22 protein-coding genes are annotated in these 21,534 nt (G+C 67.8%); 7 read left to right on the top strand and 15 right to left on the bottom strand.

Translation table 11 applies throughout. From position 1 onward, the window contains the following. The first annotated feature begins 141 nt into the window (after positions 1–141). Together AC3RCE_RS03965 and AC3RCE_RS03960 are read left to right on the top strand one after the other, a co-directional pair. Complete coding sequence (locus AC3RCE_RS03965; RefSeq protein ID WP_218293177.1) at positions 142–804, top strand: TetR/AcrR family transcriptional regulator; 663 nt, start codon at positions 142–144, stop codon at positions 802–804. Positions 805–880: 76 nt separating this feature from the next. Continuing rightward, positions 881–1,654: a tetratricopeptide repeat protein gene (locus AC3RCE_RS03960; protein ID WP_218293176.1), complete on the top strand. Its 774-nt coding sequence runs from the start codon at positions 881–883 to the stop codon at positions 1,652–1,654. 101 nt (positions 1,655–1,755) lie between these two features. Here AC3RCE_RS03960 and AC3RCE_RS03955 read toward each other — a convergent pair whose 3' ends face one another. Continuing rightward, positions 1,756–2,523, bottom strand: a complete 768-nt coding sequence (locus AC3RCE_RS03955; RefSeq protein ID WP_218293175.1) for a type III pantothenate kinase — start codon at positions 2,521–2,523, stop codon at positions 1,756–1,758. A 177-nt stretch (positions 2,524–2,700) separates the two neighbouring features. Between AC3RCE_RS03955 and lysM the strand changes: the two genes are divergently transcribed. Further along, positions 2,701–3,183 carry a peptidoglycan-binding protein LysM gene (lysM, locus tag AC3RCE_RS03950; protein WP_218293174.1) on the top strand — a complete coding sequence of 161 codons (483 nt, stop codon included), beginning with the start codon at positions 2,701–2,703 and terminating at the stop codon, positions 3,181–3,183. Positions 3,184–3,270: 87 nt separating this feature from the next. Here the strand turns inward: lysM and AC3RCE_RS03945 are convergent, their stop codons facing one another. The 8 genes from AC3RCE_RS03945 to AC3RCE_RS03910 all read right to left on the bottom strand — a co-directional run bounded on the left by AC3RCE_RS03945 (position 3,271) and on the right by AC3RCE_RS03910 (position 11,005). Beyond that, a complete protein-coding gene (locus tag AC3RCE_RS03945; RefSeq protein ID WP_492254574.1) occupies positions 3,271–3,690 on the bottom strand; it encodes a rhodanese-like domain-containing protein in 420 nt (139 codons plus the stop codon). Between the two features lie 71 nt (positions 3,691–3,761). Next, complete coding sequence (locus AC3RCE_RS03940; protein WP_492254573.1) at positions 3,762–4,739, bottom strand: M48 family metallopeptidase; 978 nt, start codon at positions 4,737–4,739, stop codon at positions 3,762–3,764. Positions 4,740–4,743: 4 nt separating this feature from the next. After that, entirely contained in the window at positions 4,744–4,926 is a 183-nt protein-coding gene (locus AC3RCE_RS03935; protein WP_218340518.1) for a hypothetical protein, read from the bottom strand. After that, positions 4,910–5,656 carry a lysophospholipid acyltransferase family protein gene (locus tag AC3RCE_RS03930; RefSeq protein ID WP_218293171.1) on the bottom strand — a complete coding sequence of 249 codons (747 nt, stop codon included), beginning with the start codon at positions 5,654–5,656 and terminating at the stop codon, positions 4,910–4,912. Before AC3RCE_RS03930 ends, AC3RCE_RS03935 begins: the two co-directional genes overlap by 17 nt. Positions 5,657–5,720: 64 nt before the next feature. After that, on the bottom strand, positions 5,721–6,335 hold the full coding sequence (gmhB, locus tag AC3RCE_RS03925; RefSeq protein ID WP_218293170.1) for a D-glycero-beta-D-manno-heptose 1,7-bisphosphate 7-phosphatase: 615 nt from the start codon (positions 6,333–6,335) through the stop codon (positions 5,721–5,723). A gap of 52 nt (positions 6,336–6,387) precedes the next feature. Continuing rightward, a complete protein-coding gene (gene glyS, locus AC3RCE_RS03920; protein WP_492254572.1) occupies positions 6,388–8,529 on the bottom strand; it encodes a glycine--tRNA ligase subunit beta in 2,142 nt (713 codons plus the stop codon). A gap of 11 nt (positions 8,530–8,540) precedes the next feature. Beyond that, positions 8,541–9,446 carry a glycine--tRNA ligase subunit alpha gene (gene glyQ / locus AC3RCE_RS03915; RefSeq protein ID WP_010462637.1) on the bottom strand — a complete coding sequence of 302 codons (906 nt, stop codon included), beginning with the start codon at positions 9,444–9,446 and terminating at the stop codon, positions 8,541–8,543. A gap of 488 nt (positions 9,447–9,934) precedes the next feature. Continuing rightward, entirely contained in the window at positions 9,935–11,005 is a 1,071-nt protein-coding gene (locus tag AC3RCE_RS03910) for a type II asparaginase (protein WP_218293168.1), read from the bottom strand. Positions 11,006–11,174: 169 nt separating this feature from the next. On the opposite strand from AC3RCE_RS03910, the gene AC3RCE_RS03905 reads away from it, so the two are divergent. Then, positions 11,175–12,080 carry a LysR family transcriptional regulator gene (locus tag AC3RCE_RS03905; RefSeq protein WP_218293167.1) on the top strand — a complete coding sequence of 302 codons (906 nt, stop codon included), beginning with the start codon at positions 11,175–11,177 and terminating at the stop codon, positions 12,078–12,080. A gap of 53 nt (positions 12,081–12,133) precedes the next feature. On the opposite strand, the gene fabB is transcribed toward AC3RCE_RS03905, so the two are convergent. The 6 genes from fabB to AC3RCE_RS03875 all read right to left on the bottom strand — a co-directional run bounded on the left by fabB (position 12,134) and on the right by AC3RCE_RS03875 (position 18,129). Further along, a complete protein-coding gene (fabB, locus tag AC3RCE_RS03900) occupies positions 12,134–13,348 on the bottom strand; it encodes a beta-ketoacyl-ACP synthase I (RefSeq protein WP_492254571.1) in 1,215 nt (404 codons plus the stop codon). Then, on the bottom strand, positions 13,345–13,875 hold the full coding sequence (gene fabA, locus AC3RCE_RS03895) for a 3-hydroxyacyl-[acyl-carrier-protein] dehydratase FabA (RefSeq protein WP_218293165.1): 531 nt from the start codon (positions 13,873–13,875) through the stop codon (positions 13,345–13,347). Before fabA ends, fabB begins: the two co-directional genes overlap by 4 nt. A 160-nt stretch (positions 13,876–14,035) precedes the next feature. Next, a complete protein-coding gene (lnt, locus tag AC3RCE_RS03890; protein ID WP_492254570.1) occupies positions 14,036–15,655 on the bottom strand; it encodes an apolipoprotein N-acyltransferase in 1,620 nt (539 codons plus the stop codon). Further along, complete coding sequence (locus AC3RCE_RS03885) at positions 15,655–16,539, bottom strand: CorC family transporter (RefSeq protein WP_218293163.1); 885 nt, start codon at positions 16,537–16,539, stop codon at positions 15,655–15,657. The genes lnt and AC3RCE_RS03885 overlap by 1 nt, the downstream gene beginning before the upstream one ends. Before the next feature lie 97 nt (positions 16,540–16,636). Then, a complete protein-coding gene (locus tag AC3RCE_RS03880) occupies positions 16,637–17,374 on the bottom strand; it encodes a GNAT family N-acetyltransferase (RefSeq protein ID WP_218293162.1) in 738 nt (245 codons plus the stop codon). A 272-nt stretch (positions 17,375–17,646) separates the two neighbouring features. Continuing rightward, entirely contained in the window at positions 17,647–18,129 is a 483-nt protein-coding gene (locus AC3RCE_RS03875) for an Lrp/AsnC family transcriptional regulator (protein WP_218293161.1), read from the bottom strand. Positions 18,130–18,294: 165 nt separating this feature from the next. Between AC3RCE_RS03875 and AC3RCE_RS03870 the strand changes: the two genes are divergently transcribed. From AC3RCE_RS03870 to hppD, 3 genes are all read left to right on the top strand, one after another. Continuing rightward, on the top strand, positions 18,295–19,233 hold the full coding sequence (locus tag AC3RCE_RS03870; RefSeq protein WP_369641338.1) for a lipase family alpha/beta hydrolase: 939 nt from the start codon (positions 18,295–18,297) through the stop codon (positions 19,231–19,233). A gap of 3 nt (positions 19,234–19,236) precedes the next feature. Beyond that, on the top strand, positions 19,237–20,232 hold the full coding sequence (locus AC3RCE_RS03865) for a lipase secretion chaperone (RefSeq protein WP_492254569.1): 996 nt from the start codon (positions 19,237–19,239) through the stop codon (positions 20,230–20,232). Between the two features lie 180 nt (positions 20,233–20,412). Beyond that, positions 20,413–21,525 carry a 4-hydroxyphenylpyruvate dioxygenase gene (hppD, locus tag AC3RCE_RS03860; RefSeq protein WP_218340524.1) on the top strand — a complete coding sequence of 371 codons (1,113 nt, stop codon included), beginning with the start codon at positions 20,413–20,415 and terminating at the stop codon, positions 21,523–21,525. Positions 21,526–21,534: the final 9 nt, after the last annotated feature.

Genomic DNA, 21,534 nt, shown 5'->3' with positions numbered 1-21,534 from the left:
CGCGCCAGGCCGCCCACGGCAGGGCTACAGCGGCGCTGATATGCAGGCGCGATGCCGCAGTGCAGCATTTCTGTGTCGGTTAGAGTAACCACCAGAGACATCGAAACAACGACGCAAAACGACGCGAAGGGGCCCGCACACATGGTGAAGAAAGCGCCACGCCGCACCGCAGAACGCATTCTGGAAGTGACGCTGGACCTGTTCAACCGGTTCGGCGAACCCAACGTCTCCACCACCCTGATTTCCGCCGAGCTGCGCATCAGCCCGGGCAACCTCTACTACCACTATCCCGCCAAGGATGAGCTGATCAACGCGCTGTTCGACCGCTACGAACGCTCGCTCACCGAACTCCTCACGGCCAGTGACGGCGTGCGCAATGTGGAGGATGCCTGGTTCTTCATGCACACGCTGTTCGAGCTGATCTGGCAGTACCGCTTCCTGTACCGCGACCTGAACGACCTGCTGTCCAAGAACCGGCGCCTGGAAACCCACTTCCAGGCCATCCTCAAGAACAAGACCCGGGCCGTGCGCGCCATGCTCGATGGCATGGGCCGCGCGGACAGCCTGCACATCGACTCGCGCGAGCTGGAAGCCACTGCCACCAGCATGGTGGTGGTGCTGACCTATTGGCTGAGCTTCGAGTACGTGCGCGACCCGCGCCGCGCGCTGGAGCCTGAAAGCGCCCAGGCCGCGCTCCTGCGCGGCGCCCACCATGTGCTGAACCTGCTCATGCCCTACCTCGAAAGCAGCCAGCGGGCCCACCTGCTGGAGCTGGTGGGCGCTTACGCCGCTGCGCCGGGATAGGCGCAGACAGCAAGCACCCGCCTCACGGCAGCACGACAGGGCCCCCCTCCCACAAGAACTTCAGGAGACACACACCATGGCCAAATGGACCCCCTTCCCCCACGCAGGCGACTATGCGTTCGACGCCGCGAGCGTCAAGAAGCACTGGGCCCGGCTGCACAGCGGCGATGCCGAGCCCTGCCCCAAGGACACCGCGGTGCTCGAAGCCTGGGCGATGTTCCACAACGGCGACTTCGAGAAGGCAGCGGCGGCCGGCCTGGCGGCTGGCGGCCCTGGCATCACGGTGGCCAACAAGGCAGCCTCCATCTACGCCAACTACCTGGAGCAAAGGGAAAAGACCCGGCTCGACCTCTTCACCCAGGTGGCGGAGCGCGCCGAGGCGCAGGCCGCGGCGGAGCCCGGCAACGCCAATGCCTGGTACTGGCACGCCTACGCGCTGGGCCGCTACAGCCAGGGCATCAGCGTGGCCAAGGCGCTGGCGCAGGGCCTGGGCGGCAAGGTGAAGGAATCGCTGGAAAAGGCCATCGCGCTGTCGCCCAAGCACGCCGATGCACGCATCGCACTGGGCGCATTCCATGCCGAGGTGATCGACAAGGTGGGCTCGCTGATCGGCGGCATGACCTACGGCGCGAAGAAGGACACCGGACTCAAGCTGTTCCAGGAGGCCCTCAAGCTCAACCCCGGCTCGGCCATCTGCATGATCGAATACGCCAACGCCCTGGTCATGCTCGAAGGCGACAAGAAGATGAAGGAAGCCACCGGGTTCTACGAAAAGGCCGCCGCCAGCGAACCCGCCGATGCGATGGAGCGCCTGGACGTGGAGATGGCGCGCGCCGAACTGGAAGATTGAATTCGGAACACCCCCTGGCCTGGCCGCGCCCGTCCTGAAAATCCAGGACCGCCCGTGGCGCCGCGGAATGCGGCCGGGCCGCGAAGCCCGCGCGCTCCAGGTCAGCCGGCAAAGCGGCGCAAGGCAATCTCCAGCAGGCCGTCGAAGATCAGGTTGTCCACCAGTTCGAAAGGGCGCGTCATGCTGGGCGCCATCTTCCAGCCCGCGCCGCCGGTCATCAGGCACGCCGGCTCCTCGCCGCAGTGCTGGATGACGTGCTGCACCATGCGCTCCACGGCCCCCGCGATCGCATAGGTGCCGCCGCTGGTGAGGGCATCGCTGGTGTTGGTGGGAAACATGCGCACCTCGCCCGTGGGCACGTGCAGCCCGGCGGTCCCGGACTCCAGCGCGCGCAGCATGATGCCGTGGCCCGGCAGGATGAGCCCGCCCATGAACCGTCCCTCGGTGTCGATGCACTCCACCGTGACCGCCGTGCCCACCATGACGACCACCAGCGGCCGCGCCGGGCCCTGGCGCAGCACATGGTGGCGCGCACCGACCATGGCGACCCACCGGTCGGAGCCCAGGCGCGAGGGATGGTCGTAGCCGTTGGCAAGGCCTGCCTCCTGCGCCGACGACACCACCCACGAGGGCTCGACGTTCCAGATCTCCATCTGCTCCTCGACCCGGCGCTTGACGGCGTCGCCCGCCACCACGCACCCCAGCATGCGCTGGGGGTGCGGCAAGGGCGCCCAGCTGCCCTCGGCCAGGCGGTCGATGTGGTCCAGAAACTCGGCGCCATGCGCCAGCAGCGCAGCCCCGGGGCGGGGAGCGTCGTACAACGCCCATTTGAGACGGGTGTTGCCGACGTCGATGGCCAGAAATGTCATGCGGGGGATTATCCCGAGTTTTGCGGCGCCCCCGCGTACCCGCGGCGACAGGCGCCGGCGGCGGGATGGCGCGGAAAGAATGTCAAAAATCGTTTCGCGCGCCTGTGCGACACACCAGCGCCACGCTTTGCACGCTACAGTGGTCGTTCCTGTTTCTGCAACTTTAGGAGGTACGACATGGGTCTTTTCAGTTTCATCAAGGAAGCCGGCGAAAAGCTGTTCGGCGGCAAGGAGGCCCAGGCAGCCACGGCCGCTGCGCCCACGCAGGATGAACTCAATGCCAAGGCGGCCAAGGCCATCGAGACCTACATCGCGGCCCAGAACCTGGGCGCCAGCAACGTGCAGGTGGCGTTCGACGGCACGCAGGGCAAGGTCACCGTGAAGGGCACCGCCCCCACGCAAGGCGCCAAGGAAAAAGTCACCCTGTGCTGCGGCAACGTGGCCAGCGTGACCAGCGTCGAGAACCTGATGGAGGTGACCAATCCCGAGCCCGAAGCCCAGTACCACGACGTGGTGCGCGGCGACACGCTCAGCGCCATCGCCAAGAAGTTCTATGGCGACGCCAACAAGTACCCCGCGATCTTCGAGGCCAACAAGCCCATGCTGACCCATCCCGACAAGATCTACCCCGGCCAGAAGCTGCGCATTCCGCCGCTTTGAGCAGGGCAAGACGTCCTGACGGGCAAGCGGGCCACCAGGCCCGCTTTTTTTTGGGCGCGCCCATCGCGCGCACCGGCGGGTCGTCTCTCAGTTCTGCCGCCAGGGCAGCCCGTGAAAGCGCCAGCCGCCCGTCCTGCCGCGCTGGCCCTGGGCGTCGGCATCTCCCTCGAAACCTTCCAGGATGTTGTAGGCCGTGAAGCCCAGTTCGGTGGCGCGCCGCGCCGCGGCGATGGAGCGCACGCCGCTGCGGCACAGCATCACCAGCGTGGCGCCGGCGGGTGCGGCCGCGCGCAGCTGGGTGTCGAATCCAGCGTTCAGGGCCATGCCTGGCCACTGCTTCCAGGCCACGGCGGCGCCCCCGGGCACCTGTCCCACCCATTCGCGTTCGGCGTCGCTGCGCACGTCCACCAGCACGGCCTGGCCGGCCTGCATCCACTGCCAGGCCTGCTGCGGCGTGACATCGCCCGCGTAGCCTTCGGCGGGAGTGATCGTTTGCGGGATGGTCATCAGCTAGCTCCTTTCATCTCGGTTAACCGGTCCACGGGACGGGCCCACGGCCCGCCACAGGGGCGAATGCGTCACTCCCACAATGGAGCGGGTTCATCGCGCAGGCGGCTGCGCAGCACCGCGTAGTCGGGCACCACGGTGGCCACGGTGTCCCAGAAGCGCGGGCTGTGGTCCATCACGCGCAGGTGGGCCAGCTCGTGCGCCACCACATAGTCGATGATGGCCGGGCGGTAGTGCAGCAGGCGCCAGTTCAGGCGGATGGAGCCGTCGGCCTTGGCGCTGCCCCAGCGGGTCTGCGCGCTGGACAGGCGCAGGCTGGCCCAGCGCACCCCCAGCAGCGGGGCGAAGTGGTCCAGCCGCGCGGTGAAGTGGCGGCGTGCATCGCGCATGAGCCAGGCCTGCACGGCGTCGCGGATCTGGGCGGCGCTGGCACTGTGGGGCAGGCCGATGTGCAGGCTGCGGGCGACGGCAATGCCCTCTTCCCCGGCCGAGGGCGGCGCGGACGGCACCAGCGCCCCGCCCCTGCCGGCAAAGCCATGGCTTGGGTCCAGCACCACCGTGAGCGGCTCGCCCAGGTACGGCAACACCGCGCCATGGGCCCAGAGGATGCGGCCGCCCTCCATGCGCTGTTGGCGCTCGCGGGCCTCCGACAGCTTGCGCAGGACCCAGTCCGACTTGTCGCGCAGCGCGGCGTCCACCGCCGAAAGGGTCACCCAGCTGGGCGCGCGCACGGACAGGCCATCCGCGCCCACGGTGAAGCCGATGGTGCGTCGCCGTGCGCGCTGCAGCGCATAGGCGACCACGGCGTCGCCCAGCAGCACTTCGCGGCTGGCCTGCGGGTGGCGGAACTCGGCCGGGGACAGCAGGGACGGCAAGGGCACCGCCGGTGCCGCAGGCCTGCTTGCTATCGTTCTAGGAGCTACCGGCGCTTGATCATTCTGCGCCAGCGGCGCTCCAGGCTTGAAACCTGAAGCCTGCGCCGCCGATGCCGCAACCGGTGCGGCCGGCGGGTCGAAAAGGTCGAGCGCCAATTGCACAAGCCGGTGCATGGAATCAATAGCTCCCCAGCGGCGAGCAGCCATCCAGGGCATCCGCCACCGGCGCTGCCCAGGCCAGCAGCCGCCGCGCCAGGGCCGCCCCGCCACGCTGGCGGCGCCTTGCCGGCATGCGCTGGTGGCGCCCTCCCTCCCGCGCGGCGCGGCACTTCAGGAGGAGCAGCTCAGGGGGTGTTCTCATAGGCCTCGGGGTCCAGGCGGCGCATCTCGGCCTCGATCCAGGCCTCGACCTCGCGCATCAGCTCGTCGGGCTGGCGGCCCACGCTGGAAATGGGTTTGCCGATGGACACGTCCACCACGCCGGGCCGTTTGATGAAGGCCTTGCGCGGCCAGACCTTGGCCGAGGTCACGGCGATGGGCACCACGGGCGCGCCGGTGTCGATGGCCAGGCGCGTGCCGCCGGTCTTGTAGTTGCCCTTGCGCCCGCGCTCGATGCGCGTGCCCTCGGGGAACATGATGATCCAGATGCCCTTGGCCAGCAGGTCCTTGCCCTGCTGCACCACCTTGTTGAACGCCTGCGTGCGCTGGTTGCGGTCGATGTGGATCATGTCCAGGCGGCCAATCGCCCAGCCAAAGAAGGGAACGTAGAGCAGCTCCTTCTTGAACACGTAGGCCAGCGGGCGCGGCATGATCGTGGGCATGAGGAAGGTTTCGTACGTGGACTGGTGCTTGACCAGCAGCACGGCCCCGGCGTTCTCGCCCTGCGGGAGGTTTTCCATGCCGGTCACATGGGCGCGGACGCCCAGGATCACCCGGGCACCGCTGATGCACAGCGACAGCCATGCCCGTGCGATGCGGTACAGCGGCCCTCCCCGCACGCCCAGCAGGGTGCCCAGCATGATGGCCAGCGCATAGGGCACGACGGTGATGCCCATCCAGAGAAGGTGAATGACGGAACGGATAAAAGCCATTTTTAGGAGTTTTCGGCTGCCAGCGCTTGATCATCAAGCGCTGTCAGCTATTAAATTAATAGCATCAAGACGATGGGGCACTGCCGTGCAGGGGCAGGGGAATGGCCGCCAGCGCTGCCGCCGGCACCTGCACCGCGGGCAGCAGCTGGTCCACGAAATCCCCCAGGCTGGCGTGCACCAGCGTGCCCGCCGGAATGCCCGCCGGCAGCGGCCCGCCGGGGTGCACCTGGGCCGACTGCCCCGTGCACACCAGGTGCAGCTGCGCGCCCAGCGCGGCGCCGGCCTGCAGATGGGCGGCACAGCTGCCCACCACCCGCACGTCCTGCCGCTCCACGCCATAGCGGTCGCTGATCTGCTCCAGCAGGCCCGGGGCGGGCTTGCGGCAGGCGCACTCCTCGTCGGCCGCGTGCGGGCAGTAGAACACCGCGTCGATGCGCCCCCCCACGGCGGCCACCTGCCGGTGCATCTTGGTATGGATGGCATTGAGAGCCACCACGTCGAACAGCCCCCGGCCCAGCCCCGGCTGATTGGTCGCCACCACCACATGCCAGCCGGCATGGTTCAGGCGCGCGATGGCTTCGAGCGCGCCCGGCACGGCGGTCCACTCGTCGGCGGAGGTGATGTAGTCCTCCCCCAGCGGGTTGAGGGTGCCGTCGCGGTCGAGGATGGCGAGTTTCATGGGGCTTGGTTACCTTGTGAGAATCGCCAGCCTATCAGCTTGGGCCATCCGGTCAAACGGCCAGGCGCGAGAGGTCGGCCACGCGGTTCATCGCGTTGTGCAGCATCTTGAGCAGGCCCAGGCGGTTCATCCGCACATCCAGCTGCTCGGCGTTGACCATCACGTCGTCGAAGAACGCATCCACCGGCGCGCGCAGCACGGCCAGGGTCTGCAGGCTGGCCGTGTAGTCGCCCGCGTCGAACTGGGCGTTGGCCTCGGGCACGAAGCGCTGCAGCGCGGCGTACAGGTCCTGCTCGGCCTTTTCCTGCAGCAGGTCGGGGTTCACGTGGGCATCCACCGGGCCCTCGACCTCGGCCTTTTTCAGGATGTTGCCCACGCGCTTGTTGGCCGCGGCCAGGGCCGGGCTTTCGGGCAGTGCGGCAAAGGTGCGCACGGCCGCCAGTTGCTTTTCGACCAGTGCCAGGCGCTGCGGGCGCAGGGCCATGACGGCGTCGACCTCCTGTGCGCGGTAGCCCTGCTCGCGCAGGCTGCCGGCGAGGCGGTCGTAGATGAAGTCGGCGAGTTGCGCGGATGCGTCGGTGATCTTGTCGCCAAAGGCGGGCACCGCACCGGCGAGCAGGTCGTTGAGCTGCAGCGGCAGGTCTTTTTCGACCAGCATGCGGATCACGCCCAGCGCATGGCGGCGCAGCGCGAACGGGTCGCGGTCGCCGGTGGGCAGGTTGCCGATGCCGAACATGCCCACCAGGGTTTCCAGCTTGTCGGCCAGCGCCACCACCACACCGGCGGTGTTGCGCGGCAGCGTGTCGCCCGCAAAGCGGGGCTTGTAGTGGTCTTCGATGGCGTGGGCCACGGTCTCGCCCAGGCCGTCGTTCAGGGCGTAGTAACCGCCCATGATGCCCTGCAGCTCGGGGAACTCGCCCACCATGTCGGTCACGAGGTCGGTCTTGGCCAATTGCGCGGCTTTGTCGGCATCAGCGACCAGCGCAGCATCGCCCAATTGCGTGGCAATGGCTTTGGCTATTGACCTAACGCGCTCCACGCGCTCGCCCTGTGTGCCCAGCTTGTTGTGATAGACCACCTTGGAGAGGCCCTCGACGCGCGAGGCCAGGGTCTTCTTGCGGTCCTGGTCGAAGAAGAACTTCGCGTCGGCCAGGCGCGGGCGCACCACGCGCTCGTTGCCGCCAGTGACGAAGCTGGTGTCTTCGGGGCTGATGTTGCTCACCACCAGGAACTTGTGGGTGAGCTTGCCCGCGGCGTCCAGCAGGGGAAAGTACTTCTGGTTGGCCTTCATCGTGAGGATGAGGCACTCCTGCGGCACATCGAGGAACTCGGTCTCGAACGAGCAGGTGACCACGTTGGGGCGCTCGACCAGCGCGGTCACTTCGTCGAGCAGCGCCTCGTCTTCAATGGGGCGCGCGCCGTTGCCCACCTGGGCGGCGGCCGCGGCCAGCTGGCGGGCGATCTCGGCCTTGCGCTCGGCAAAGGAGGCGATCACGGCGCCGTCCTTCTTGAGCGTGGCGGCGTAGCTGTCGGCGTCCTGCAGCACCACGGGCGACACGGCGGCTTCAAAACGGTGGCCCTGCGTGCTGTTGCCCGCCGTGAGGCCCAGCGCCTTCACCGGCACCACGGTGCTGCCGTGCAGCGCGACCAGGCCGTGCGCGGGGCGCACGAAGTTCACGCTGGTCCAGCCGGGCAGTTCGCAGTCGGTCTCGAGCTGGTAGCTCATGACCTTGGGGATGGGCAGCTTGGCGATGGCTTCCTGCAGCGCTTTCTGCAGGCCGTCCTGCAGCGTCGCGCCAGGCACCACGCTGTCGTAGAACAGGGCCTCGGCCTTGCCGTCCTGCGCGCGCTTGAGCGCCGCCACGGCGGCTGCCGGGTCGGACACATCCGCACCCAGGGCCTGCAGCTTTTTCAACAGCGCCGGGCTGGCGTTGCCGCTGGCGTCGAGCCCCACGGTCACGGGCATGAGCTTTTGCTGCACGGCCTTGTCAGCCGCCTTGCCGGCCACGCCGGTCACATGCGCGGCCAAGCGGCGGGGCGAGGCAAAGGGCGTGACCACGGACGCTGCCGTGGCCAGGCCCTGCGCCTTGAGCTGGTCGCCCAGCACGGTGGCAAAGGCATCGCCCAGCTTCTGCAGCGCCTTGGGCGGCAGCTCTTCGACAAACAGTTCAACGAGAAGGTTTTGGGTTGTCATCGTCATTTCTCTCACGCAGCCTTCTTCGTCATCTGTTCCACCCACTCGCGCGGCGCCATGGGGAAGCCCAGGCGCTCGCGGCTCTCGTAGTAGCTCTGCGCCACGGCACGGGCCAGGTTGCGGATGCGGCCGATGTACGCGGCGCGCTCGGTCACGCTGATGGCGCCGCGCGCATCCAGCAGGTTGAAGCTGTGCGCGGCCTTGAGGACCTGCTCGTAGGCGGGCAGCGCCAGCTGCTGCTCCATCAGGTACTTGGCCTGCTTTTCGTGCGCGTTGAAGGCGGTGAACAAGAAGTCCGCGTCGCTGTGCTCGAAGTTGTAGGTGGACTGCTCCACCTCGTTTTGCTTGTACACGTCGCCATAGCTCAGCGTGTCGGTCCACTTGAGGTTGTAGACGTTGTCGACGCCCTGCAGGTACATGGCCAGGCGCTCCAGGCCGTAGGTGATCTCACCGGTGGCGGGCTTGCAGTCGATGCCGCCCACCTGCTGGAAGTAGGTGAACTGCGTCACCTCCATGCCGTTGAGCCACACCTCCCAGCCCAGGCCCCAGGCGCCGAGCGTGGGGTTCTCCCAGTCGTCTTCGACAAAGCGGATGTCGTTCTTCTTGAGGTCGAAACCGAGGGCTTCGAGCGAACCCAGGTACAGCTCCAGGATGTTGGCCGGCGCGGGCTTGAGCACCACCTGGTACTGGTAGTAGTGCTGGAGGCGGTTGGGGTTCTCGCCGTAGCGGCCGTCCTTGGGGCGGCGGCTGGGCTGCACATAGGCGGCCTTCCAGGGCTCGGGTCCGATGGCGCGCAGGAAGGTGGCGGTGTGCGAGGTGCCGGCGCCCACTTCCATGTCGTAGGGCTGCAAAAGAGCGCAACCCTGCGCGTCCCAGTAGGACTGCAGCTTCAAGATGATTTGCTGGAATGTCAACATGGCGTCTGTGGCACTGGCAAGCCAGGGCCGGGCAAGTAGGAGGAGAAAAGAAAACGATGCAAGGCGTGGGCGCAAGGCCTGCCGACCACCCCGGGCAGCACGGACGGGCATCGCACACGCGAACCGATCATTTTACGGCGCCGCAGCAAGGCCGCCCTGCAAACACCGCGACGCCACCGCCAGTCGCTGCCAGCAGCCAGAGGTCGAAACCGCCCGCCCCATGAAAAAAGGCCAGAGCCCTCGTGGAGCCCCAGCCTTTCCAACCCATCCGCGCCGCCCATAAGCCACCGCGTGCAGGTGCCGCCCTTGCAGGCAACCATCGGCGCACAGCAGCACGCCAAATCAATAAAAATCCGTCGCTCGACTCGCACAACCCAAGGTCCAACTGGACACGCGGACATCGCGAGAGCACCCGTGGATCTGGCTCCGCCAGTCCACCAGGTGCGTCCCCCTCAGGGGGGAAGGCGCGCAGCGCCTCAGGGGGGAGCTCAATACTCCCAGAAGATGCGTTGCAGCTCTTTGCTGTCGTTGGTCTTGGTGAGCGCCACCATGGCAAGGATGCGGGCCTTTTGCGGACGCAGGTCATGCGCCACCACCCAGTCGTACTTGTCGTCGGGCTGCTCGGCGTTGCGCAGCACGAAACCGTCGGGCACGCGGGCCGAGCGCACGATCTGCACGCCCGCCGCACGCAGCGCCTTGAGCGAATCCACCGCCTGCGCGGCCACCGAGCCGTTGCCCGTGCCGGCGTGGATCAGCGCCTTCACGCCAGCCTTGCCGTAGGCCTCGATGCCCGTGGTGTTCATGTTGCCGTAGCCGTACACGATGTCCACGGCGGGCAGGGCCTGGATCTCGTCGATGTTGAACTCGGAATTGGCGGTGTGGCGCTTGACGGGCGCGCGGAACCAGTAGTTCTTGCCCTCCACCACCATGCCCAGCGGCCCCCACTGGCTCTTGAAGGCCTCGGTCTTGATGTTGATGGTCTTGCTCACGTCGCGGCCGCTCTGGATCTCGTCGTTCATGGTGACGAGCACGCCCTTGCCGGCGGCGTCCTTGCTGGCCGCCACGCTCACGGCGTCGTACAGGTTCAGCGCGCCGTCGGCCGACAGGGCCGTGCCGGGGCGCATGGAGCCGACCACGACGATGGGCTTGTTCGTGCGCACCACCAGGTTCAGGAAGTAGGCGGTTTCTTCCAGGGTGTCGGTGCCGTGGGTGATGACGATGCCGTCCACATCAGCCTGCTTGGACAGGGCCGAGACACGCTGGCCGAGCTTGAGCAGGTGCTCGTTGGTGAAGCTCTCGGAGGCGATCTGGAACACCTGCTCGCCCGAGACCTTGGCGACGCTGGCCAGCTCCGGCAGGCCCGCCAGCAGCTTGTCGACCGGCACCTTGGCCGCGGCGTAGGTGGCGCTGTTGGCGGCCGAGGCGCCCGCACCGGCGATGGTGCCGCCCGTGGCAAGCACCACGACATGGGGCTTGGCGGCCTGGGCCATGGCCACGGCCGAGGCGGCGGACAGCAGCAGGCCGGCCAGCCAGCGGTGCACGGGGGGGGAAATGCGCATGACAGAAATCTCCAGACAGTTGTTATGAAGAGGCCGCCAGCGGAATGCGCTGACAGCCCGGCCGCTCGTTGGCGGTGCCGGATCGTATGAGAGAGTCACACACATCGTTAGGGAATAATCAGCCTCTTCTTGTGAATTTCACTCATACCCCTACCACCGGACCCTGGCCATGAACCTGCGGCAACTCGAGGTGTTCCAGGCCGTTCTGCAAACCGGCAACATGAGCGCCGCGGCACGGCTGCTGTGCATCACGCCCTCGGCCGTGAGCAAGGCCGTGGCGCACACCGAGCTGCAGCTGGGCTACCGGCTGTTCGTGCGCACGCCGGCCGGCCTCACGCCCACGCCCGAGGCGCAGGTGCTGGCCACCGAGTCCACGGGCATCCACCGCCAGCTCGACGCCCTGCGCCGCACGGCGCGCAACCTGGGCACCAGCGACACGGGCGACGTGCGCCTGGCGGCCATCCCCTCGATCACGCACGAGTTCCTGCCCCTGGTGCTGCAGGAGCATGCGCTGCGCTACCCGCAGGTGGGCGTGGAAGTGCGCACCATCCACCAGGACCAGATGACGCAGGCCCTGCTCACTCGCAGCGTGGATTTCTGCCTGGGCTTCTACAAGCACCCGCACCCGCAGATCCGCAGCGATCTGCTGGTCAGCGGGCGCATGTACCTGGCGGTGGCGCAGTCCGTGTGGACGCGCGCGCCGCGCGCCGTGGCGCCCAGCGCCCGGCTGGCGCAGGTGCCGGTGATCCGCCTGGTGGGGGACGACCCCATGCGCCAGTCCATCGACGACCTCGCACAGCGCCTGGGCACGCCCGCGGGGCCGGGCCTGCAGGTGCAGACCTCGCGCCTGGCGCTGGACCTGGTGCGCCGGGGCATGGGCTGGACGGTGATCGACTTTCTCACCGCCACCCAGCTCGACCCCGGGACCATGGTGGCGCTGGAGCTGCACGAGCTGCCGCCCATGTCGCTGTACAGCTACCACGCCCGCGCCCTGCCCCAGGGCCTGCCCGCCACGCGCATGCTGGCCATGCTGCCGGGGCTGCTGCACCGAGCCCTTTCGGCAAAGGCGGTATGAAAAAACCCGCCCATCCCTCGCAGGATGGCGGGTTGCGCTGAAAACCTCGCGGCTCAGTTATCCCAGCGGCGCAGCACCAGGCTGGCGTTGGTTCCGCCGAAGCCGAAGCTGTTGGACAGTGCCGTGCGGATGGGCGCATCGCGCGTCTCGCGCACCAGGGGCATGCCCTCGGCGGCGGGCTCCAGCGTCTCGATGTGGGCCGAGCCCGCGATGAAGCCCTGGCGCAGCATCAACAGGCAGTAGATCGCCTCCTGCACGCCCGTGGCGCCCAGCGAGTGGCCGGTGAGCGACTTGGTGGACGAGAACGGCGGAATCGCGTCGCCGAACACCTCGCGGATGGCGCGCAGCTCCGGCACGTCGCCCACGGGCGTGGAGGTGCCGTGGGTGTTGATGTAGTCGATGGGTTCGCTCACGGTGGAGATGGCCTGGCGCATGCAGGCGATCGCGCCGTCGCCCGAAGGGGCCACCATGTCGGCGCCGTCGGACGTGGCGCCGAACCCGATGACCTCGCCCAGGATGGTGGCGCCGCGCGCCTGCGCATACTCCAGGCTCTCCAGCACCACGGCGCCGCCGCCGCCCGACAGCACGAAGCCGTCGCGGTTGGCGTCATAGGCGCGCGAGGCCTTCTCGGGCGTGGCGTTGTAGGCGCTGGACATGGCGCCCATGGCGTCGAACAGCAGGCCCATGCCCCAGGTGACCTCCTCGCCGCCGCCGGCGAACATCACGTCCTGCATGCCCCAGGCGATCTGCTGGGCGGCCGCGCCGATGCAGTGGGCCGAGGTGCTGCAGGCCGAGGTGATGGAGTAGTTGATGCCCTTGATGCCGAAGTTGGTCGACAGGCAGGCGGACACGGTGGAGCTCATGCAGCGCGTGACCTGGTAGGGCCCCACGCGGCGGATGCCCTTGCTGCGCAGGATGTCGGCCGCCTCGATCTGGTTGGCGGGCGAGCCGCCGCCCGAGCCCATGATGAGGCCGGTGCGCGGGTGCGACACCTGTTCGGGCGTGAGGCCCGATTCGGCGATCGCGTTGGCCAGCGAGATGTGCGCATAGGCTGCCGCATCGCCCATGAAGCGCAGCTGCTTGCGGTCGATCAGCTCTTCGAGGTTGATCTGCGGCACGCCCGCCACCTGGCTGCGCATGCCCAGCTCGGTGAACTGCGGCATGGCACGGATGCCCGAGCGGCTCTCCCGCAGCGACTGCGTGACGGTGCCCATGTCGTTGCCGATGCACGAGACAATGCCCGCGCCCGTGATCACCACGCGTTTCATGCTGCGGCTCCTTGTGCGGCGCCATCTTCCTCGCGTTTGAACAAGCCCACACGCAGGTCGTTGGCCACGTAGATTTCCTTGCCATCGGCCAGCAGCCGGGCATCGCCAATGGCCATGACCAGCTTGCGCTTGATGACGCGCTTGATGTCGATTTCGTAGGTGACGAGCTTCACGTCCGGGCCCACTTCGCCGGTGAACTTGACCTCGCCCGCGCCCAGCGCCCGGCCGCGGCCAGGCAATTGCAGCCAGGTCAGGTAAAAGCCGATGAGCTGCCACATGGCGTCCAGCCCCAGGCAGCCGGGCATGACCGGGTCGCCCTGGAAGTGGCAGGCAAAGAACCAGAGGTCCGGGCGCACGTCAAGTTCGGCGCGGATCTTTCCCAGCCCGTGCGCGCCACCATCGCTGTCGATGTGCGTGATGCGGTCAAACATCAGCATGGGCGGCAGCGGCAGGCGCCCGCTGTCAGCGCCGAACAGCCGGCCCTCGCCCGAGGCGATCAGTTGTTCGTAGGAAAAGGAATCAGCCATCTTCAGTCGTGCTCCAGAACAGCGGTGGGCCCGCTTCAAATCATCGTTGTATGCAAACACAAGCCCCCGCTTGTGGGGCTCCATTATCAAGGCAGAGAAAGACACATCCCGGTTTTGGCCCGGCAAGGCACCGGGACACCCCGGCAGCACATGACCTGGATCAATTCCCGCGCACCGTCTGCCACCGCCTCGCCACCAGGGCAAAAACCAGGGCCAGCCCCCCGAAGATCCACAGGGGCACCAGCCCCCAGCGCGACACCCACCACGCGTACGGGGTGATGTGCCAGCCACTGGCAGCATCCATCCCCCGGCCCCACACCTCGCCCTTGAGCACGCCCCGCGTGTGCCGCGCCAGCTGGTGGGTGACCACGCCCCGGTGGTCGATGATGGCGGTGGCGCCCGTGTTGGTCGCGCGCACCATGGGGCGCTCGAATTCCAGCGAACGCATGCGGCTGATGTGCAGGTGCTGGTCGATGGCCACGGTGTCGCCGAACCAGCCGATGTTGCTGAAATTGACGAACACCGTCGGCGCCTGCGCCGGGTTGGCGAACCGCGCGCCCAGTTCCTCGCCAAAAAGGTCTTCGTAGCAGATGTTGGGGGCGATGCGCTGGCCTGCCCAGGCAAACGGGGCCTGGCCCACGGTTCCGCGGTTGAAATCGCCCAGCGGGATGTCCATCATGGCCGTGAACCATCTGAAGAACGGCGGGATGAATTCCCCGAACGGCACCAGGTGGTGCTTGTCGTAGCGGTACGGCGTCTTCTGGTGGCCGGGGCCGATGCCCAGCACCGAATTGGTGTAGCCCAGCGTTTCGCTGCCCAGCGGAATGCCCAGCAGCGCCGCCTGGGAGCCCTGCGCGTAGCGCTGCTGGATGCCTTCCAGGTAGCCCGGCATGAGCTGCTGGGGCAGCAGCGGGATGGCGGTTTCGGGCGCCACCACCAGGTCGGCCCTGGCGTCGCGCAGCGCATCGGCATACCACTTGAGCGCCATCGGCACGCCGCTGCCCTGCTGGAACTTCTCGTCCTGCGGGATGTTCCCCTGCAGCAGTTCCAGGGTCATCGGCGGCGCCGCGCGGGCCGATGGCGTATGGCACAGGTTCACCGCGCAATGGCGCTCCAGCGTGGCGCCCGCCAGGCCCGCCGCGAGAACGCCGGCCAGCCCCCACAGGCGCCAGTGGCGCAGGTCCCCCGGGCGCCATTGCACGGCCAGCATCGCCAGCATCGCAGCCACCGCCCCGATGCCGTACACGCCCAGGATGCGCGCCAGCACCGCCAGCGGCCCGTCAACGTGGGCGTAGCCGCCCGCGCCCCACGGGAAACCCGTCCACAGCGTGCCGCGCGCCAGTTCGGCCAGCAGCCAGAACGCTCCGAAAACAATAGCTGTCAGCGCCCTGTTGGCAAGCGCCAGGCGGCAAAAAAGCCCCAGCATCACCGCGTAGTAGCTGCCCAGGAACGCCGCGAGGCCCAGCACCGCCGCCACCGCCAGCGGCGCGGCCAGCCCGCCGTAGGTGTGCATGGAGATGAAAAGCCACCAGAACGTGCCCGCGAGCCAGGCCGTGGCGAACAGGCCGCCGATGGCGGCACCGCGCCGCCAGGCCACGGACGCGGTGGCCTGCGGGCGCACCAGCCAGGCCAGCACCGCCATGGAGGCGATCTGCAGCCACCACAGGGGCTCGCCGCTCCACGGCCAGGCCAGCGAGGCCGCCTGCGCAACGCCGGCAGCCACGGCCAGCAGCGCCTGCAGGGCCAGCGGCAGCCCCGGCGTCGTGCGCGCGCGGGCCATCAGCCGCCGGCGCTGGCGTCTTCGACCCGCGACACCTTGAACCAGCGCACGGCGCCGCCCTTGGTGTGCAGCACGACGAAGTGCAGCCCGCCCAGCTGCAGGTGCTCGCCGCGCTTGGGCACATGGCCCATTTCGTGGGCGATCAGGCCACCGATGGTGTCGAAGGTTTCGTCGGGGTCGCTGCCCTGGACCAGCACGTCGAACGCCTCGGAAACCCGTTCGACCGAGGTGTCGCCGCTCACGCGGTAGGTGCGGTCGGCCAGCCCGAAGATGTCGCCGTCGTCCTCGGGAATGTCGAACTCGTCCTCGATCTCGCCCACGATCTGCTCGAGCACGTCCTCGATGGTGATGAGCCCGGCCACGCGGCCGAACTCGTCGATCACGATCGCCAGGTGGTTGCGGTTGCCGCGGAATTCGCGCAGCAGGTCGTTCAGGCCCTTGCTTTCGGGCACGAAGACGGCGGGGCGCAGCAGCGCGCGGATGTTCAGCTCGGGCGCCCGCTGCAGCTTGAGCAGGTCCTTGGCCATGAGGATGCCGATGATGTTCTCGCGCTCGCCCTGGTACACCGGAAACCGCGAATGCGCGGTGTTGATGACAAGGTGCAGCAGCTCGTCGAACGGCGCGTCGATGTTGACGAGGTCCATGCGCGGCGCGGCCACCATCACGTCGCCCGCCGTCATGTCGGCCATGCGGATGACGCGCTCGAGCATCACGCGCGATTCGGCCCCGATGACCTCGTTGTCCTCGGCCTCGGCCAGGGTTTCGATGAGCTCTTCCGTGGAGTCCGGCCCCGGATGGATGAACTCGGCCACTTTCTGCAGGAAGGTGCGCTTGTCTTCCCTCTCGGGCAAGCGCCCGGGGTGCGCAGGGTGCGGGTCAGACACTGAGGACGTGCGGGTAGTGAATCAGGCCCCTAGGATAGCGGATTGTTGTGACAGCGCGCCATGGCGCCCGCGCCTTGCGGCCCGGGCCCGCCGCTGGTCACTCGGCGGACTGGTGGCGCGCGTGCTGCACGCCGCTGCGCACTTCCTGCACGCCCGCCAGGAAATCCCAGAACTGCTTGGCCTGCTTCTTGATCTGGTAGTCCACCTCGGCAAACTGCTGCTCCACGATCTCGGCCATGCGCGTGTCCAGGCTGGCGGGCTGGATCTGGAGGTAGGCCTCGGACTCCGAGCCGTCGCGGCGCACGGTGGCGCCCGCCTTGCGGGCAATCTTGAGCATCGCGGTGTTCTCGGACAGCGCATGGATGAAGACCATGTTCACGCCTTCATTGCGCGCATGCATCACCGCGCGCTCGAACAGGCGTGCGCCAAAACCACGGCCCCGCGCCTGCTTGAGCACGGAAACGCCAAACTCGGCGCAGTGCTTGTGCTCGGGATGCTCCGAGAACGCCAGGTGGGCCATCGCGATGAGTTCCAGGCGGCGGTTGTAGATGCCGAAGATCTCGTCGCGGTTGAAATCGAGGTGCTCGGCATACCGGCGGATCTGCTCGTCATTGGCCGCGTAGCCGAAGCGCAGATAGCGGTCCGCCGGTTCGAGCTTCAGCAGATGCTGGGTGATCCGCTCGCGGTAGGACGGGCCCAGGGCGCGGATGGGAACCATCATGGGCACCTCCTGCTTTGCGTGCGTGTCATGGGGAGACGGGCCGCCCGTCACCGGGCGCAGCATGTCCCTGCCTGCGTGCCAGGATGCCTTGAGCCAGTCTTTCGTTGCGAACATGGCTGTAAATATAAGGGTTTTCCCTCATTATTTCCAGTACAAATTGCTGCATTGCAGCAAAGTAGTGAGATGCCTCAAATCAAGGCAGAAAATAGCTCTCGGCGCTTTGTCCATGGGCGCTATCCGCTACTAAATTCATAGCAATTGCCTTGCACCAGGGCCCACGGATGTCTTCTGCGCGACCCATCCCGGCCCCGCAGCGCCGGGTGCCGGCCGCCCGCAAGGGTATAGCGGCGGCCATCGCGCGGCAAGCGGCCCGGGGCGCGAGGCCATCACACCGGCACGGCGGTGGTGGCCTTGACCCGGTCGAGCACGAAACTGGTCTTGCAGTCCTGCACGCTGGGGTGCTTGAGCAGGGTGTCCATGATGAAGCGGCTGTAGTGCGCCATGTCCGCCACCACCACGCGCAGCAGGTAGTCCATCTCGCCCGTGAGCGATGCGCATTCCACCACTTCGGGCCACGTCTGCACGCTGGCGCGGAACAGGTCCATGGGGTTGCGCTTGTGGCTTTCGGTGTGCTTTTCCAGCCGCACATTGAGGTAGGCGGTCAGCCCCAGGCCCACGGCCTCGGGGGGCACCAGCGCCACGTAGCGGTCGATCACCCCGCTTTCCTCCAGGCGCTTGACGCGGCGCAGCACCGCGCTGGGCGACAGGCCCACCTGCTCACCGATGACATCATACGTCTCCCGGCCATTTTCTTGCAGACGGCGCAATATGGCCCTGTCCAGCTTGTCGAGTGCGCTTGAGGCTTGCATAGCGCAGGATTCTATGGAATCTGCGCATTTTTCGCTTGCCAGATTGCATGATGGGGTATGTCCCGATAGTGACACCACGCCCGGACCAGAAGAATGAATCCCGCAAAAACGCACGGTCGTTCGTTTTTTGCAGGCACAAAAACCATATCCAACGGAGACAACCACATGACCGGATTCCTCAGCCGCATTCTGCGGCGCCTCGCGCTGGCGGCCAGCGCCGGGCTCTTGCTCCTGGGGGCCAGCGCCCAGGCCCAGAGCGGCTACACCCAGACGCGCTACCCCATCGTGCTGGTGCACGGCCTTTTCGGCTTCGACTCGGCCCTGGGCATCGACTACTTCTATGGCATTCCCGACGCCTTGCGCCAGGGCGGCGCGAAGGTCTACGTGGCGCAGGTGTCCGCCGCGAACAGCACCGAGGTCCGGGGCGAGCAGCTGCTGGCGCAGGTCAAGACCATCCTGGCGATCACCGGAGCGGCCAAGGTCAACCTCGTGGGCCACTCCCATGGCGGACCCACCACGCGCTATGTGGCGGGCGTCGCGCCGCAGCTGGTGGCGTCGGTCACCTCGGTGGGCGGGGTCAACAAGGGATCGCGCGTGGCGGACATCCTGCGGGGCGTGGCCCCCGCCGGTTCGGTGTCGGAGGCCGTGGCCAGCGGCGCGGCCAGGGCGCTGGTCAGCCTGATCAACCTCACATCCGGAGGTTCGGCCCTGCCCCAGATGCCGACCGCCGCGCTCGATTCGCTGACCACCGCCGGGCTCGCGGACTTCAATCGCCGCTTTCCGCAGGCCCTGCCCAGCGGCTGCGGCAGCGGTGCGGAGCTGGCCAACGGCGTGCGCTACTACTCCTGGACGGGCACGCAGCCCCTGACCAACGTGCTCGATGCCAGCGATGGCCTGCTGAGCGTGCTCAGCCTGGTCTTTGGCGAGGCCAACGACGGCCTGGTCTCCGCCTGCTCGTCGCGCCTGGGCAAACACCTGGGCGACCACCGGCAGAACCACCTGGACGAAGTGAACCAGCTGCTGGGCCTGCGCGACTGGTTCTCCACCGACCCGGTGACGCTGTACCGCCAGCACGCCAACCGCCTCAAGGCGCAGGGTCTGTAAGCCGTGGAAAGAAGGTCCCGCGCCTTCGCCGCCGCAGTGGCCCTGGCCGCCGCCACGGCCGCCGTGGTCTGGTGGACGGCCCCGCACGGCCTGCAGGGCGCGGAGGACCCGCATCCAGGCGCCGGCGCCGCCGGCCCGCAGGCCGGCAGCGCGCGCCAGAACCCGTCGGGCTCGGCACGGCCGATGGAGAGCAGCTTCTTCGCCGCCCGCCGCGCCGCCGGCCCGGACCGCCACGAAGACCCCCTGCTGGTGCACGGCCTGCGCGATACGCTGGAGGCGCTGCTGATGGAAGCGCAGGACGGCGGCGCGGCGGACCCCGCCACGCTCAAGCAGCGCCTGGCGGGCCTGGTGGGCAAGCACTTCCCGGCGGCACTGGCCACCCGGGCACTGGCATTGGCCGAGCGCTACGTGGACTACCGCGTGGCGCTGGGCCAGCTGCGCACGCCCCCGGACCCGACCGACCCCGGCGCGCTGCGCGAAGCGCTGGAGGCGCGCCACAAGGTGCGCCAGCAGTTCTTTGACGGCCCCGAGCACGACGCCCTGTTCGCCCGCGAGGCGGACCTGGACCGCTACACGCTGGCGCGTCTGGAGATCGAGCGCAACCCCCGGCTCACCGCCGAACAGCGCACCCAGGCCTTGCGCGATGCAGAGAACGAATTGCCCCAGGCGCGCCGCGCGGAGCGCGCAGCGGCCACCGAACACCTGAGCGCGGCGGCCCAGACCGCCGCGTTCAACGCACAAAACACCGACGAACGCACCCGCCACGCCGCGCGCAGCGCGCAGTACGGCGAGGCCGCGGCCCACGCCATGGCCCAGCTGGACCGGGAGGAGCAAAGCTGGCAGCAGCGCCTGGACCAGTACAGCCAGGCCCGTGCCCAGCCGGGCGACGGCAGGGCACTGGAATCATTGCGCCAGCAGCTGTTCTCCCCGCAGGAGCAGCAGCGCCTCGATGCCGCCCTGGCGCTGCGAAAGCTCCCGCCGGCCACGCCGGGCTCCTGAGCGCAGGGCGCCGGTGTCATTCGACGGCGCGCCCGGGCGGCGCGCCTGTCCTGCGCCATTTTTTGACCATTCGCAACATTCCTGCAAATCAAAGGCCAAAGCCTCTTGATTTCGCCAGAAACATGAGGCAGGGCACGCCTACAGTCCATGGCATTCCTCAACGAATGCCGGAGACACCCCATGAACGCCGCCTTGCCCCAAACAACCGCCACCCAGCTGGAAGCCTGGGACAACCCCATGGGCCTGATGGGCTTCGAGTTCGTCGAATTCACCTCGCCCACACCCGGCGTGCTGGAAGCCGTGTTCGAGAAGCTGGGCTTCACCCTGGTGGCCAAGCACCGCTCCAAGGACGTGGTGCTGTACCGCCAGAACGGCATCAACTTCATCCTCAACCGCGAGCCCCACAGCCAGGCGGCCTACTTCGGCGCCGAGCATGGCCCCTCGGCCTGCGGCCTGGCGTTCCGCGTGAAGGATGCGCACAAGGCCTACAACCGCGCGCTGGAGCTGGGCGCCCAGCCCATCGAGATCCCCACCGGCCCCATGGAGCTGCGCCTGCCCGCGATCAAGGGCATCGGCGGCGCGCCGCTGTACCTGATCGACCGCTTTGAGGACGGCAAGTCCATCTACGACATCGACTTCGAATTCATCGAAGGCGTGGACCGCCGCCCCGTGGGCCACGGCCTGAACCTGATCGACCACCTCACGCACAACGTGTACCGGGGCCGCATGGGCTTCTGGGCCAATTTCTACGAGAAGCTGTTCAACTTCCGCGAGATCCGCTACTTCGACATCCAGGGCGAGTACACGGGCCTGACGTCGAAGGCCATGACCGCGCCCGACGGCAAGATCCGCATCCCGCTGAACGAAGAGTCCAAGCAGGGCGGCGGCCAGATCGAGGAATTCCTGATGCAGTTCAACGGCGAAGGCATCCAGCACATCGCGCTGATCTGCGACAACCTGCAGGACGTGGTGGACAAGCTGGGCATGGCCGGCGTCTCGCTGGCCACCGCGCCCAACGACGTCTACTACGAGATGCTGGACACCCGCCTGCCCGGCCACGGCCAGCCGGTGGCAGAGCTGCAGTCGCGCGGCATCCTGCTCGACGGCACCACGGCCGACGGCACGCCGCGCCTGCTGCTGCAGATCTTCTCCACGCCCATGCTGGGCCCGGTGTTCTTCGAGTTCATCCAGCGCGAAGGCGACTACCGCGACGGATTCGGCGAAGGCAACTTCAAGGCACTGTTCGAATCGCTGGAGCGCGACCAGATCCGGCGCGGGGTGCTCAACACCTAAGACATCAGA

The sequence above is a fragment of the Acidovorax sp. GW823-FHT05D11 genome (assembly GCF_058795695.1).
Note: the sequence above shows the minus strand (reverse complement) of the source record. Positions and strands in the feature narration are given on the sequence as shown.

Bases quoted from the DNA above. Each gene is read 5' to 3' on its own strand.
- AC3RCE_RS03965 (WP_218293177.1), top strand. From the start codon at position 142: ATGGTGAAGAAAGCGCCACGCCGCACCGCAGAACGCATTCTGGAAGTG.
- AC3RCE_RS03960 (WP_218293176.1), top strand. From the start codon at position 881: ATGGCCAAATGGACCCCCTTCCCCCACGCAGGCGACTATGCGTTCGAC.
- AC3RCE_RS03955 (WP_218293175.1), bottom strand. From the start codon at position 2,523: ATGACATTTCTGGCCATCGACGTCGGCAACACCCGTCTCAAATGGGCG.
- lysM (WP_218293174.1), top strand. From the start codon at position 2,701: ATGGGTCTTTTCAGTTTCATCAAGGAAGCCGGCGAAAAGCTGTTCGGC.
- AC3RCE_RS03945 (WP_492254574.1), bottom strand. From the start codon at position 3,690: ATGACCATCCCGCAAACGATCACTCCCGCCGAAGGCTACGCGGGCGAT.
- AC3RCE_RS03940 (WP_492254573.1), bottom strand. From the start codon at position 4,739: ATGCACCGGCTTGTGCAATTGGCGCTCGACCTTTTCGACCCGCCGGCC.
- AC3RCE_RS03935 (WP_218340518.1), bottom strand. From the start codon at position 4,926: ATGAGAACACCCCCTGAGCTGCTCCTCCTGAAGTGCCGCGCCGCGCGG.
- AC3RCE_RS03930 (WP_218293171.1), bottom strand. From the start codon at position 5,656: ATGGCTTTTATCCGTTCCGTCATTCACCTTCTCTGGATGGGCATCACC.
- gmhB (WP_218293170.1), bottom strand. From the start codon at position 6,335: ATGAAACTCGCCATCCTCGACCGCGACGGCACCCTCAACCCGCTGGGG.
- glyS (WP_492254572.1), bottom strand. From the start codon at position 8,529: ATGACAACCCAAAACCTTCTCGTTGAACTGTTTGTCGAAGAGCTGCCG.
- glyQ (WP_010462637.1), bottom strand. From the start codon at position 9,446: ATGTTGACATTCCAGCAAATCATCTTGAAGCTGCAGTCCTACTGGGAC.
- AC3RCE_RS03910 (WP_218293168.1), bottom strand. From the start codon at position 11,005: ATGCGCATTTCCCCCCCCGTGCACCGCTGGCTGGCCGGCCTGCTGCTG.
- AC3RCE_RS03905 (WP_218293167.1), top strand. From the start codon at position 11,175: ATGAACCTGCGGCAACTCGAGGTGTTCCAGGCCGTTCTGCAAACCGGC.
- fabB (WP_492254571.1), bottom strand. From the start codon at position 13,348: ATGAAACGCGTGGTGATCACGGGCGCGGGCATTGTCTCGTGCATCGGC.
- fabA (WP_218293165.1), bottom strand. From the start codon at position 13,875: ATGGCTGATTCCTTTTCCTACGAACAACTGATCGCCTCGGGCGAGGGC.
- lnt (WP_492254570.1), bottom strand. From the start codon at position 15,655: ATGGCCCGCGCGCGCACGACGCCGGGGCTGCCGCTGGCCCTGCAGGCG.
- AC3RCE_RS03880 (WP_218293162.1), bottom strand. From the start codon at position 17,374: ATGTTCGCAACGAAAGACTGGCTCAAGGCATCCTGGCACGCAGGCAGG.
- AC3RCE_RS03875 (WP_218293161.1), bottom strand. From the start codon at position 18,129: ATGCAAGCCTCAAGCGCACTCGACAAGCTGGACAGGGCCATATTGCGC.
- AC3RCE_RS03870 (WP_369641338.1), top strand. From the start codon at position 18,295: ATGACCGGATTCCTCAGCCGCATTCTGCGGCGCCTCGCGCTGGCGGCC.
- hppD (WP_218340524.1), top strand. From the start codon at position 20,413: ATGAACGCCGCCTTGCCCCAAACAACCGCCACCCAGCTGGAAGCCTGG.